At 60.7% G+C, this 14062-nt stretch carries 12 protein-coding genes; 10 read left to right on the top strand and 2 right to left on the bottom strand.

The window, feature by feature from the left end; all coding sequences use genetic code 11:
- Window positions 1-112: 112 nt before the first annotated feature.
- Together F4X08_14490 and sprA are read right to left on the bottom strand one after the other, a co-directional pair.
- On the bottom strand, window positions 113-601 hold the full coding sequence (locus F4X08_14490; protein MYD27007.1) for a ComEA family DNA-binding protein: 489 nt from the start codon (window positions 599-601) through the stop codon (window positions 113-115).
- 18 nt (window positions 602-619) lie between these two features.
- Window positions 620-6934, bottom strand: a complete 6315-nt coding sequence (sprA, locus tag F4X08_14495) for a cell surface protein SprA (GenBank protein MYD27008.1) — start codon at window positions 6932-6934, stop codon at window positions 620-622.
- A gap of 653 nt (window positions 6935-7587) precedes the next feature.
- Here sprA and F4X08_14500 point away from each other — a divergent pair.
- From F4X08_14500 to F4X08_14545, 10 genes are all read left to right on the top strand, one after another.
- Window positions 7588-7854 (top strand): MoaD/ThiS family protein, encoded by a 267-nt coding sequence (locus F4X08_14500; GenBank protein MYD27009.1) that lies wholly within the window; start codon window positions 7588-7590, stop codon window positions 7852-7854.
- 47 nt (window positions 7855-7901) lie between these two features.
- Window positions 7902-8315 carry a molybdenum cofactor biosynthesis protein MoaE gene (locus tag F4X08_14505; GenBank protein MYD27010.1) on the top strand — a complete coding sequence of 138 codons (414 nt, stop codon included), beginning with the start codon at window positions 7902-7904 and terminating at the stop codon, window positions 8313-8315.
- Between the two features lie 15 nt (window positions 8316-8330).
- Window positions 8331-9482 (top strand): cysteine desulfurase, encoded by a 1152-nt coding sequence (locus F4X08_14510; protein ID MYD27011.1) that lies wholly within the window; start codon window positions 8331-8333, stop codon window positions 9480-9482.
- Between the two features lie 96 nt (window positions 9483-9578).
- Window positions 9579-9797 carry a sulfurtransferase TusA family protein gene (locus tag F4X08_14515; protein MYD27012.1) on the top strand — a complete coding sequence of 73 codons (219 nt, stop codon included), beginning with the start codon at window positions 9579-9581 and terminating at the stop codon, window positions 9795-9797.
- A gap of 153 nt (window positions 9798-9950) precedes the next feature.
- A complete protein-coding gene (locus tag F4X08_14520; protein ID MYD27013.1) occupies window positions 9951-11009 on the top strand; it encodes an Mrp/NBP35 family ATP-binding protein in 1059 nt (352 codons plus the stop codon).
- Window positions 11006-12064, top strand: a complete 1059-nt coding sequence (locus tag F4X08_14525; GenBank protein ID MYD27014.1) for a thiamine biosynthesis protein — start codon at window positions 11006-11008, stop codon at window positions 12062-12064. Before F4X08_14520 ends, F4X08_14525 begins: the two co-directional genes overlap by 4 nt.
- A gap of 242 nt (window positions 12065-12306) precedes the next feature.
- Window positions 12307-12585: a peptidase gene (locus F4X08_14530; GenBank protein MYD27015.1), complete on the top strand. Its 279-nt coding sequence runs from the start codon at window positions 12307-12309 to the stop codon at window positions 12583-12585.
- A 17-nt stretch (window positions 12586-12602) separates the two neighbouring features.
- Window positions 12603-12890 (top strand): HigA family addiction module antidote protein, encoded by a 288-nt coding sequence (locus F4X08_14535; protein MYD27016.1) that lies wholly within the window; start codon window positions 12603-12605, stop codon window positions 12888-12890.
- Between the two features lie 103 nt (window positions 12891-12993).
- Entirely contained in the window at window positions 12994-13254 is a 261-nt protein-coding gene (locus tag F4X08_14540; protein ID MYD27017.1) for a type II toxin-antitoxin system RelB/DinJ family antitoxin, read from the top strand.
- A gap of 108 nt (window positions 13255-13362) precedes the next feature.
- Window positions 13363-14031 (top strand): carboxylesterase, encoded by a 669-nt coding sequence (locus F4X08_14545; protein MYD27018.1) that lies wholly within the window; start codon window positions 13363-13365, stop codon window positions 14029-14031.
- Window positions 14032-14062 lie beyond the last annotated feature (31 nt).

A 14062-nucleotide genomic window follows, 5' to 3' on the forward strand; every position in this document is an offset into this window, starting at 1 on the left:
AAAAAGGCCGTTTGGAAACCCCGGTTTTCCGGCTGTTTTCAGGGATTTCCGGCACACTGTCGCATGGCTTCCGACCAGGCGCGTCCAGACTCGTCCAGGCGCGACCGCCCATTCACTTCAGCTTCACCAGGGGTCGTATCCGGCCGAGTTTAGCGGGACCGATCCCCTTCACTTCGAGCAGCTCCTCGACCCGCTCAAAAGGTCCGGACCGTGTCCGGTATTCGATGATCGCCTCCGCCAGTTTCGGACCGATCCCCGGCAGTTTCTGAAGTTCGGACGCAGGGGCGGTGTTTACCGGTACCAGCAGATTGCCGTCGGCCGGGTGTCCCGAGTCCGGTCCGGTGGCCGGGCGTCCCGAATCTGCCGCCTCGATGGTCGAGCGTCCCGAGTCCGCCCTGGTGGACGGGAGGCGAGCGTTTGAATCGTCCACGTCAGCCGTGGCGGATGCCGTCTCGATGCCTGCGTTCAGCCGTCCATGCGCCGAAGCAGGTCCCAGATCGGGCAGGAAGTCCGAGTTATACTGTTTCACCAGCAGAATAACGGCGCCGGCCAGCATGCTGACTGCGACGAAGATGACGGCCTGTATCTCCCCTCTTGTCATACTCACCCTCGGAACAAATCAGTTGAAGACGAACTCGGTCCACAGCCCGCCGCCTCGGCGAAGCCGCTTCTGCTGGGTGATCACGTTCAACGTATTCGTCAGCTCAAGCGTCACGCCACCGCGGACGTACCTGCTGAACCGGTAGTCCGTCGTGACCGAGAACCGGTTCTGATTCTGGCCGTTGTTGGCCTGGAAATCGCCGCCTATCCGGGAGATCAGCGTCCTGTTGGAGTTCCGGGTGAATTGCAGCCGAGCATTGATGTCCCCGCTCGTTCTCCTCCCGAAGATCCGGACACCGGGCCTGAGCCGGTAGTCTACGGCGACGGTTATTGACCTGGTTTGCAGTTTCTGATCGGTCGCGTTCCGCCCGAACTGGGTCAGTCCGTCCGACGTGGTGAAATTGCCTCTCAACACCAGGCCCGCGTTCAGGTCGAAGACGAAACCGAATAGTGGAGACAGGGTCGTCGTGGTCGTCCGGGTGATGGCGGATTCGCCGGGGTCCGAATCACCCGTCGCGGCGCCCTGCGCGACCGCCAGGTCCTGTTGCTTCAGGTCGGTACTCTTGACGTTGCGTCTCGAGAAACCGCTGGACAGTTCGATCCGGCGAAACAGACGGCCGAATTCGCCCATGCTCCTGGGATTGGGACTCCAGCGCAAGTTCATTTCCGGCCACGTGGTGTTGCGCTGCTTCCGGTTCAGGTTCGTGGACCGGTTATGGGTCGATACCCAGGTGGGCCTGATGGAAAAGGACGCTCCGAGGAAATTGATCCCCGTTCCGACGTTGAAGGACGACCGGTTCGCTTCCGATTCCTGGTTCCGTTGGATGCCGGTAACCCCGACGCCGGTCCCCAGGGTATCGAACGGTACGGAAAAATAGTCCGACAAGCCCATGCGCTCCCGAAGGGTCGGGCGGGAGACCGCGTTGAAGAAGTTCTGATTGCGGCTGACCGTGAAATTCAGCGTGACCGGCGAGAGATTGCTCAAGACGGTGACAAAACGGTCCGCCAGGTTACGCCTGAACCATCCGGAGTCTCCCGGTTCCGATCTACTGGAAGTTCTCCCGAAAACGTTCGATACCATCCTGGCCATGTTGACGTTGGTACGCACGCCTTGCTGGTTGTTGAACGAGATGGTCCGCGCTTCCGGAGAAGCGCCGACAAGCTGAAGCTGTGGATTCCGGTTCTCCGCATATGACGTGGTAAAGTTGTAGGAAGGCCTGAACCAGGTGGTGATCTCGGGGCGGTAGTCTAGACCCAGGTTCTGGCGGAAGCTGGTTTCAGGTCCGAATTCCAGGCTGGTAAAGGACACGGTGGAATCGGCCTTCATGTCGTTGGATACGGCAAGGTTGTAATTCATCCTCAGGGATCTGAAAGGTTCCATGATCGCCCGTATATTCCTGTTCAGGTACCGGGTGAAGCGTTCGCTCCGGTCCATAATGGCCGAAGGGGTCTCACTGGTATCTCCAATTTCGACGGTCCGACCCGGCCTGTTAAGATAGATCCGCCTGTCTCGGTTGATCTCCGAGAACAATTCCAGTCGAACGGGGAGCGGGTTGAACGTCAGTCCTGAAATGAAATCCGGCAGCGGCATCCAGCCGAGAATCGGCCACTGGATTCTCGAACGAGGGGTCAGGTTGTATTGCAGCCGGGCCCGGTAGGCCCCGGTGGTATCGATTCTGGAAACGGAGTGCCGGAAATAGTTGGTCGACGTGTAGTCGAACCGGAGGCGCTCCACGGTCCAGGCGACGAAGGGATTCGTGGAACCGATCCGCTTGGAGATTGAAGTCGAGAAGGACCGGTCGGTGTTCTCCGTGCGCTGAGCTTCGCGCTGTTCGCTGTTCAGCAGGACGATGTCGGAGCCGACCTGCAACCGGGGCAGCCTGAGGTCGTTCCTCCAGCGAAGGCGCACCGGAACGGACAGCCCCCAGTCTTCCGGCAGCATGTTTCCCAGGTTCAACAGGGTGGAGAAGTTCATCACGGTGGTCCTGCTCCCCGCTTCTTCACCGCCTATCCGGCGGAAGTGGCTGCCCACGCTTCTGACGGTCCCGAACAGCGAGAATACGTCGGCGAAATCGGCGTCTATCTTCAAGCGGCCGGCCAGGCCCCGATCGCGCCTGACGTCACCGGCCCTCAGTTCGTCCAGCCACAGTTCGCCGCCCTCAAGTTCAGTATCGTAAGGGTTGTAGATCCCGACCGTGATATGGCGGACCCGGGCAAGCGCGGGTGCTCCGAGTACCCTGTACTGCCGGTTCCCTTCCAACTCGGCAATGGCCACCGTGCGCCCCGTGCCCGGCGGACCCTCCTTGAAACGCACGGGACGTTCCTTCCCGTCGCTCAGCATGACCGAATAGGTGGTATCCGCCGTCGTCGCCGTCACCCGCGCGGCTTCAGTTTCGCTTTTCAGATTCGTCAGGTCGTCGAAAACGACCCTGAGATGATTCGCATCGTCCCAACCCGGGACCACGCGGGTCCTGTATTCGTAATAGTCAAATTCACCGCTGCCGAATCGTATAAAAAACTCGGGCGACCGGTCGCCTTCGAAATGATCCGAGCCGTGGATGTACAGTCTCAGGGTGTTGTACAACGTATAGTCCTGGAAGGAGAACAGCGTACGGTAAGCCTGGGCGCTGTGGTGAGGCTGCAGGTTGGTATAGGTGAGGATCAGCGACTGCTCCTTGATCTGCAGGCCGGTTACCCGATCGTACTCGATGATCGCGCCGGGTGGCGTAGTGTATTCCCCAGGGTTGTCGTAGGTATTCTTCACGGCCACATCGAAAGTCTCCTCGTATTCCGCCAGCTTTTCGGCCGGTACCGGGAAACCGCTGGAATCGGTGATGGCCCCCTGAAAGTCCTCCTGCCACTGGTTGCCCACGATGTTGATGGAGGCGATGCGCATTTTTACCTGTTCGTTGACCATCGTGATCCAGAGCCGGGCCGTTTCGATCCGGTCGAACCTCGGCATGCCCACCGAACCGTCGTAGGCCCGGTTCGACGTTGCGAACCCCTCCATCATCGATACCACGTCCGCACTGTCCTGCCCACCGGTGTCGTCCTCCGACGGATCCTGGCCGGCCGGATCGGCGCCGGACAGTCCGATGTCCAACGGAATGCGGTACAGGCGCCAGCTGTCCGGGTTCTCCCAGTTGGATCGCTCCCGGTCGCCGCCGGCTACGAACATCGTGTCTTCGTGGTCCGGACTCAGGTTCACGGCGAATTTGAAGTAATCGTTTTGAACATCGAGGAATCCGGAGTAGTCGAGGTCTTCGGTATCGGGACGCCGGTTCTGGTCCGGATCGCTGGCATTGACTTCCGGTCCATTGATCCTGCTGTAGTCGACCTGGTCGACCGGCACGTTGCCGCCCTGCGTGCCTTCGAAGGCGAAGTTGTCCCCGTGCGGGTCCGGGTTGGTGACCGGGTCGAAACCGGTCTCGTCCTCGTCCCGCAGGCCGTCCAGGCCAATATCTTCCTCCGGCTCCAGGAGATTGTTTCCGAAACCGTCGCTACGGTCGTCTTCCGTATCCAGCCGCCCGTCGTCGTTGACGTCCTCGCTGATCACGCCGAGGTCGATGTGCAGTTCGCCCCGGTTTCCATTCACCCACAACTCGATGAACCGGCTGCGCGTCTGGTCGACGTAGCTTCCGGACAGGGGATGCATCAACCCGGCCCAACGGTTCAGCACGTCATCCGGTCCGGCTGGCTGCCCCGGCGCGTTGAAGGAAGAATCCGCGTGAATACCGCCCCAGCGCAAGTCGGGTTCCGTGGGATCGAATTCCATGATCAGCACGTGCTGCAGCTGGTCGCGGCCCGTGACCTCGCGTGTCGGATAGATCTGGCGGACGTCGACCTGCTCCAGGGGATTGTACCAGATCATTCGGCCCCGCTGGCCGTGCGTATGCTGATCGGGCGGACTGGCCGGCCGCCAGCCGCTGCGGCGCACGCCCAGGTCGGTTTCCTCCTTGCTTCCCTCGAAGTCGTCGATGAACCCGTCGCCCAGGATATTTGGGTTGGGCACGCTCTGGGCCAGTTCGGCCTCGATAATCAGCGAGGACGCCTCGTCCCCGAGGTCCGCTGGGGAAATGAAGTCCATGAAAGAAGTCATAAAGTCCGGTTCGAATTCCAGGCGCGTATCGATCCCCCACATCATGTAGCGCCCGGTTTCGCGGCCGATCCGGGATTTCTGTTCCAGGGACTTGTCGGACCGGTACAACAGGGTGCCCTTGATCCAGGACCGTTCGCTGAACTGGTATTCGCCCTGCAACCCGAGCAGGGTGTTCGACACGGGCTTGAAGAACGGGGCGAACTGAAACTGGACGGTTACGTCGGCATCCGGGGTCAGGGCTTCCTCATTCGTGAAACGGATCTGCCCGACCTCGTACAGTATGATGTAGTCCGTTCCCCGCTGCAGTTGCTGGCCGTTCAACCGGACGATCTCGCTCCCCTCGATGATGTTAGTCCGCCCGAGCGCATACTGGGACAGCTGGTTCCGGTACTCGACTTCCAGGAAGTACTTGTGCAGCCTGCTGTGCTCGCTGATGATCTGTTCGTTCGACAGGTTGTATATCCCGGGCGTTTCGTCAGGAAGGCCTTCGTCCTGGGTATCCGGATAGGCCAGCTGTCCGGCAGAGTTCCGGGTCAGCATCGGCGCGAAGGGATACTGGTCGGGGAAGATCAGTTCGCCCCGCTCGAAATTGATCAGCGAGTAGTCGATATCGACACGCCGGTCGGGCTCTGAGTGGGCGTCCACTCCCCTTCGGTCGAGCCCCAGCAGCTGGACGTAGGGCGTCCCGTTCTCGTCGATCTCACTGTGTTCGCCTTCGGACTCGATGCGGTAGATCCTCAGGTCGAAGTTATTCGGATCGATATCCGTCTGGCCCAGGTAGTACACGTTTCGCCACTCGTACTGCCAGGTCCCCCACTCGGCGGGGTCGTCCTGCACATCGGGAGGCCTTTCCTGCTGCCGCTTGAGCAGGCGAAGCAGCGGGACGTCGCCGTCGAGACGGCCGTACTTTCTGACTTCTCCGTCCAGGCTCACGGTCTCGTAGTACACCGCGAGCATGTCGTCTTCCTGGAGGGGGGTATTGAGCGCGATGTAGCCGAATTGCTCGTTTACGTAGAACTCGTCGGACTCCAGGAACCTGAACTTTCCTTCAATGAATTCACCCTCCTCGGAACCCTGGATGAGCACGCCCTCGGCGTCGTACACCGGGGGCTCCGGGAAGGCGCTGGCATTGACCAGCCTGGCCTGGTTGGTGAGGGTAACCTGTCCCGACACGTAGACCTGGATCAACCGGACCGAGTCCTCTGCCGCGATGTGGGAACCGTTTACGTCCCTGCGCGAGAAGTTTCGGCGGTACCGTTCGTCGATGAAATAGTAGGTCCTGCGCCTGAAGTCGAGGTCCCTGATCGTCCGGCTGGAACCCTGCGAGCCCGCCTGGAACGTGGCCGATTCGCCTTCCCCCTTCTCCTGGCTGGCGATCGCGGTCAGGTAGAAACCGCCGAGTTGGCCCGTCGTTTTGATCCCGAACAGTCCGGTGTGCTGTTGCGTGTAGCCGGTGAACTCCGAGTTCTTCAGTTCGAGGGAAACGTTGCCCGCCTCGAAGCTCTTCAGGATGCCGTTTCCTTCCCGTCCGTCGTCGAAGACATCCTGGTAGCGGATGGCGAGGTTGTTGTCGAGATCGGTGAACGCTTCGCTGTTCTGCTTGATGTTGACCTCGATCTTCTCGCCGATGTTCCCCGTAACGGTAAATTCCTGGTTTTGCTTCATGGACACGTTGGGCGCGCGGGAAAAACGGTTGGTCGCCGTGCTCGCGCTGCCTTCGGTCCATTCGCTGGCCATGTCCATCTCGATGCGCTGGTTTCCGAGAATACGGATTACGGGCGACCCGCCGCCGAGAAAAGTAGGCAGGTTCACCGGCACATCAAGGGTCAGCAGGCCTTCCTCTCTGAGTCGCGTTTCGGTGTCGAAAACGTAGGACAGCACGGATGTCCGCCACATCTGCCTGAATTGCGCCGCGCTGCGCATCCGGTAGTACTGGTCGAAGGACAGGACCAGCGGCACGCGCCGGCCGAGTCCGCGTTCCTCGTCGATGTAAGCCAGAAGTTGTAGATCGGGATAGATGACGGTCCGGCCGCCGAATAACGACGGCGTGTCGGAAAGCGTACTCAATGGTGGTTTGCTTTGCCCGCGGGCGATTTCGTCAACCTCTTCGAACGTTACGAAGTGCAGCCTTGCGCTTTCGAGCCGGATCGTCGGGCCTTCCACTTGCGCCTGCGCGGCGAAGGACCACGCGGATACCAGCACGAGGCTGAGGGAAATCGTGAAATTGCGTTTCATAGATTAACGAAAATATACCTGGGGAGCGACGCTCGCAATACCTGTTGGTACGTCTGAAGGACGACTGAAGGCCACCTTGCGTTCCATGACGGGAAGCTCGCCGGCAAAAGACTTGACACGGCCTGGCGCCGGGATTAGCGTAAACTTGCACACCGCGTTCGCGCGAGCACCTTAGCACGAGTGCCGTCGGCCCCGATGCTGAAAACGAAACCTGGAGTTTGCTTCCCATGGAACAACAAGCCACCGAGTTGACCACGGGCGGATGGGTCTTTCTCATCATCGCATGGACCGTGATCACGGGCCTGACCGCCGCCTGTTTTTACCGGGTAAGGAAGTTGAAATAGGACCCGGCGGTATTTCAGGTTTCCAGTGGGATTCCCGTTTCTCCCCCCGGGCTTCCCGGTTTCCGGCGGGATTCGCGGTTTCCCCTCCGTTATTCCCGGTTTACAGGCAGCCGCCTGGCTTCCCTTCACACTACGTCAAAGATCAACCCTGAACCCAGGTGTCGATTCCTCGCCTACACTCCGTTTTACTTCTTACAGCGACAGCGAGTCTTCCCGATCCTAAACGTGCGCCCCGCTTGACATTCGGGCGTTTTTGCCTTATCCTGTAACGGCTTTCCCGACTAAGATTGACGCCTGCAAAGGACCGCCATGCGGATCATCGTCAAATGTTTCGCAGGATGCAAGGACGCGTTAGGCGCGGCGTCGGTCGAGGTGGATCTCCCGGCGGGGACCACCGTGGGCGAGGCCTTTGCGGAACTTGTCGATTCCTATCCCGCCCTGGCGAGCTACGACCGGAGCGTGATGCTGGCCGTGAACCGCGAATACGCCGATCGCCAGTCCGTGCTGGCAGATGGTGACGAACTGGCGTGCATTCCGCCCGTGAGCGGGGGCGCTGAGAGGCATCCGCGGCGCTGAACATGAGCGGCGGCGCCGTTGCTCCATAAAGAGGTATAGTCAAACACGTGTACAAGATTACGAGCGAACACATCGAGCCGGACGCCCTCTTCGAATGGTCCCTCAAGCCCCACCACGGTGCCGTGGTCACCTTCGCCGGTACCGTGCGGAACCACTCGGACGGCCAGCGGACCCTGCGCCTGGAATACGAGGCCTACGCCGAGATGGCCGAAGCCAAGATGCGGGAAGTGGGCGAGGAAATACGCGAGAAATGGGGCATCGAAGACGTCGCCATGATCCATCGCGTCGGCACGCTCGAAATCGGGGAGATCAGCATCCTCATCTCCGTGGCGACCCCCCACCGTAAAAACGCATTCGAGGCCTGTTCCTACGCGATCGACCGCGTCAAGCAGATCGTGCCCGTCTGGAAGAAGGAGATCCGGGCTGACGGGGAGCGGGAATGGGTCGAACGCAATACCTGAAAACCGGTCCCTGTCATGATAAACCTGGACCACGGCGCGTCGCCACCGGTTGACCGCCGTGTCATCGAAGAAATGGCGCCCTGCCTCCGCGAATTCGCCGGGAATCCGTCGAGCCTTCACCGGGCCGGTGTGTATTCGCGTGGCGCCCTGGAGCTGGCGCGTGCCCGGGTATCGGGACTGATCGGCGCTAATCCCGGCGAGATCATATTCACGGCGAGCGGCACCGAAGCGGACAACCTGGCCGTCAAGGGGATTGCGCAGGCGAACACGAAACGCGGGCGGCACCTGGTCGTTTCAAGTATCGAGCATCACGCCGTGCTGTATGCCGCGAAAGCCATGGAACGGCAGGGATTCGCCGTCACGGAGGTCCCAGCCGACGGGGACGGCGTCGTGCAGCCCGACCAGGTTGCGCGGGCCATGCGGGACGATACCGTCCTCGTTTCCGTCATGCGCGCAAACGATGAGACCGGCACGATCCAGCCCGTGCGTGAGATCGCCGAGATCGCCCACCGGCACGGCGCGGCCTTCCACACCGATGCCGTGGCTGCCGTGGGGCGCATGCCCGTCGACGTTCACGATCTGAACGTGGATGCCCTGTCCCTTTCCGCCAGGTCTCTGAACGGCCCGCCAGGCGCCGGAGCCCTCTACGTGAAGGCCGGCACCCGGTTGCGTCCCCAGGTGGAAGGAGGCGTCCAGGAAGACGGCCGCCGCGGCGGACACGAGAACATTCCGGCGATCGTGGGGTTCGGCAAGGCGGCGGAGTTGGCAGTGCATGAATTGCCCGGTCGGATCGACCGCTTGAAGCGGCTGGATGAATCGCTGTTGCGTGGTTTGAGGGACCGCCTGCCGGATGCCGCCATCAACGGGCATCCCGATCTGCGCCTGCCGGGTCACCTCAACCTGTGGATACCGGAGGCCGACGGCGAATCCGCGGTCCTGATGCTCGACGCCCGGGGCGTCGCCGTTTCCGTAGGTTCCTCGTGCGCCGCCCACGCGGCCAAGCCCTCGCACGTGCTGCTGGGCCTGGGGCGGACGGCAGCCGAAGCCCGGTGCTCGCTGCTGATCACCGCCGGTCCGGACACCGCGGAATCCGAGGTCGGCGAGGCACTGGACGCGCTCGCCGAGGTCGTGGGAGAACTGCGTGCCATCGCCGGCGTGACGGCGTAGGAGGCGTGGCGCGACAGCGTGGACGATCGACGCCACCGTGCGGACGATCGGCGCAATTCATCCAGGGAGTTCCGACGAACCGTGATCCAGCCAGCCATGACCCTCGACACCTTCGGTCTGCTCTGTCCCGTGCCGATCATGAAGACCGCGTCGGCCATCCGGGAGATCGCCGTAGGAGAAGTGCTGGAAGTGCTGGCCGACGATCCCCAGATCCTGGAGGACATGCCGGCCTGGTGCGCGAGTAACGGGCACGCGCTGCTCGACACCATCGAGGATGGTGAAGAATACAGGCTGTTCGTGAAGAAGGTAAAGTGATTGCCCTGGCGTGCCGCCGGATGTAGATTGCGCATCGAGATTCGACCACCGGTTGGTTGACGGATGAACTTCGGTTGGTTACCAGGTGTATATGCGGTGGTCGCGAGGAACAGCGCCGCGGAGCTGGAGTAAAAGATGGCCCATGAAGTGACCATGCGGGACGTGGTGGACCGGTTGAAGCAGATCATGTACCCGGGATTCGACCGCGACATCGTCTCCTTCGGCCTCGTGAAGAACGTGCAGGCCTCCAATGGTCATGTGGCCTTCAGTCTGGCATTTTCGACCCAGGACGAATCCACCCGGCGCCAGATCACTATGACGGCCAAAGAAGCCGTGGAGCGGATGCCCGGGGTGCAGGACGTTCAGATCACAGGACCTCCGCCGGGACAGTCGGCCACGGCCCAGGGACCAGCGGGCGGACCGGCGGGGCAGCAAGGACAGCCCGGAAAGATCGAACTGCCGGGGGTCAAGACCATCGTGGCGGTGGCCAGCGGCAAGGGCGGCGTGGGCAAGTCCACGGTCTCGGTGAACCTGTCGGTAGCCCTGGCCGACGACGGCGCGAGCGTGGGCCTGCTCGACGCCGATATTTACGGCCCCAGCATCCCGACTATGATGGGCGTCAAGGACCAGCCGGGCGTGGTGGGACAGAAGATCCTGCCCATGATCGCCCACGACATCAAGATGATGTCCTTCGGATTCCTGATCCCGGAAGACCAGTCGGTCACCTGGCGAGGCCCCATGGTCCACCAGGCCGTGCAGCAGCTCCTGCGCGACGTCCTGTGGGGAGAGCTGGACTGCCTCGTCATCGACATGCCCCCGGGCACGGGGGACGCGCACCTGACGCTGACCCAGTCCGTGCCGCTGACCGGCGGCCTGGTGGTGACAACGCCCCAGGACGTGGCCCTGATCGACGCGCGGCGCGGCGTGGCCATGTTTCAGCAGGTGAACGTGCCCATACTCGGCATCGTCGAAAACATGAGCTATTTCAACTGTCCCCACTGCGGCGAGCGCACGGATATCTTCACGACAGGCGGAGGAAAGCGGGCCAGCGAGGCGCTGGGCGTGCCCTTCGTCGGTGCATTGCCCATCGATCCGGCGGTCTGCCTGGCGGGTGACCAGGGTACCCCCATCGTCCGGCAGGAACCGGACTCGCAGCAGACGGAGGCCTTCCGCCGGGTGGCGGAAACGCTCCGGGCGTCGATCGGGGTATGAGGGAGGTTCAATCCATGTCCAAACCCGTGAAAGCAGTCGGATTGCTGTCCGGCGGACTGGACAGCACGATCGCGGCCGCCATGCTGATGCGGCAGGGCATCGAAATACAGGGACTCACGTTCTACACCGGCTTCTGCGTGGTGGAGCACAACCGCAGGTCCAAGACGCGCAAGCGCAAGAAACCGGTGCGCAACGAGGCCCTGCAGGCCGGCGCCAAGCTGGACCTGCCCGTCGAGATGATCGACATCTCCGGTCCGGACTATCTCAAGGTGCTGACCGATCCGAAATATGGATACGGAAAAACCGTGAATCCATGTATCGACTGCCGCATCTTCATGTTCCGGCGGGCCCGGCAGTACATGGACGAGATCGGCGCCCAGTTCATGTTCACCGGCGAGGTCCTCGGCCAGCGGCCCATGTCCCAGCGCCGCCAGCCCATGAACGTCATCGACCGTGACGCCGAACTGGACGGCCTGTTGCTGCGGCCCCTTTCCGCGAAGCGCCTGCCGCCCACCGTGCCGGAACAGGAGGGGTGGGTGGACCGTGAGCAACTGGGCGACATCCAGGGGCGCTCCCGGCAGAAGCAGATGGAAATGGCCGAGGAGTACGGCATCGAGGACTATCCTTCGCCCGCGGGGGGCTGCTGCTATCTGACCGATGCGAATTTCGGCCGGCGCATCCTTGACTTCTTCGAATACGAGGGCAAGGAAAACCTGACGATGGACGACGTGATGCTCCTCAAGATCGGCCGTCACTTCCGCGTCAAGCCCGACGTCAAGGTCGTGATGGGGCGGGAAGAAGGGGAAAACAAGTTCCTGGAGCGCTACACGCCGGGCCGGTGGAGACTGGAAACGAAGGACGTCACGGGTCCGACCACCCTGGTCGAAGGCCATCCCTCCGACGACGACCTGCGTCAGATTGCGGGCATGACCGTGCGCTACGCGGGCTCGAAGGCCGACCCGGACACCCCGGTGGCCTGCCACTACGAAGATACCGAGCGGATCCTCGAACCGTCCCCGGTCGAAGAGTCTGTGCTGGAGGCGTGGCGGATTTAGGGACGGTTGGAGAGCGGCCCTGAGCACTCATCAGCGCACGAATCGCCCCTTACACCTAAATTCATTGAGTGGCAAAATCACGATAGTCGGTACTTTATTGCGCTAGATTGTGAATTTGGATCTCGACTGAAATGATGTAGCTCGTTGAGGCTACAAGGAGATCGTTCATAGTATGTACTGACAAAGTGAAGTGTCTCCTTTTCTGTTCGCTGTTGACAAGTGCCTATAGACACTTTACATTAATGTTTCGCAGTTTCCGACATCGTGGGCTCAAACGCTTGTATGAGAGCGGAGATCCCAGCCTAATTCGTACCGATCCGCGCGAGAGAGTAGAAGTGATGCTGGCACAACTCGACGTGGCAGGAAACGTGAATGCAATGCGTCTACCCAGATATCGGTTGCACGCTCTCAAGAGTAACCTTAAAAGCCATTGGTCAATCACAGTGAAAGCCAATTGGCGCATCATGTTTCGCTTCGATAACGGAAACGTCTACGACGTAGATATGATTGATTATCACTGAAGAAAGTAGGATTGAAAATGCCCATGAAGAACCCGCCACATCCCGGCAAGGTAGTGCGCATTTCATGCCTGGAACCACTCGGCCTCAACGTGACCGAAGGTGCGAAGGTACTGGGCGTCAGCCGTCAGGCACTTTCAAATCTGGTAAATTGCCATTCACGGATTTCCGGCGACATGGCCGTTCGCCTTGCAAAGGCCTTCGGCTCGACCACGGAGACCTGGATTCGTCTGCAGGCGGCTTACGACGTCGCGCAGGCGCAGGCCCGAGAGGATCAGATCGAAGTTGAGCGATTCCTACCCGGCTAGTCTGACGTGTCGACCATTTACTACACCGCGAGATACAAACTAATTCTCTACTCGTACTTTATTCTTCGACTGTAGCTACAATGAAGCTACAAGGAGATCTTGTATCGTGAACTCTGATACAGTTGTCCGTGCACGAATAGATAGTATCACCAAAGCTCGAGCTATGACAGCGCTTCAGGCTATGGGCTTGTCCATGTCCGATGCGATTCGATTGCTTTTAGTACGCATAGCGAACGAGAAGCGGTTGCCTTTTCCAATACAGGTACCGAGTTCTGCAACCACCAAGGCGATGAAAGAACTGGAAGAGGGAAGGGGTCTGCGATTTGGCAATACCGAAGACTTGTGCAATGACCTCGATATCTGAAATGCTGATCCCAGTTCGTTGCTGTTTTATTCGGTCAGGACAGGTTCCCACGCTGATCTTTTTGAGGAATAACCTCTCAGGTTCTGCATAGCCCGGTTACAAACCATATTGACCGATCTCCCCGTTATAGAACGCACATCCAACAATTCCGCCGAGGTCGACGCATCCATCATCTGGCTGCATGGGCTGGGGGCGGACGGAAACGATTTTGCGCCGATTGTTCCGGAACTGGGGCTGCCGGCGCCCTACGCGGTCCGTTTCGTGTTTCCTTCAGCGCCCTCCATCCCTGTGACGATCAACCGGGGGATGGTGATGCCCGCATGGTACGATATCATGGAATTGGGCGACTCACGCCGTATCGACGAAGCCGGGTTGCGTGCTTCCGCGGGTAAGGTGCAGGCGTTGATGCGACAGGAGATCGATCGGGGTGTGCCGAGTGAACGGATCCTGCTGGCGGGCTTTTCCCAGGGCGGCGCGGTCTGTCTCGAGGCCGGGCTTACGTTCCAGGAACGGATCGGCGGCATCATTGCCCTGTCCACCTACTTTCCCACGGCAGCCAGCGTCGTCGTGCATCCGGCCCAGTCCGTGCTACCCGTACTGGTTTGCCACGGATCAATGGACCCGATGTTGAATGAATCCCTGGGGCGCGACGCCGTTGAATCCCTCAGTCGTTTGGGCATGGTTCCCGAATACCATTCGTATCCCATGGCCCACCAGGTGTGTCCGCCGGAAATCGTCCAGATCGGCCAATGGATCCGTGCCATATTGGGGAACTGAGGGAGGTTTTCTTGGGGAGGCGCACCGGAAG

The sequence above is a fragment of the Gemmatimonadota bacterium genome (assembly GCA_009841265.1).
GTDB lineage: Bacteria > JAAXHH01 > JAAXHH01 > JAAXHH01 > JAAXHH01 > JAAXHH01.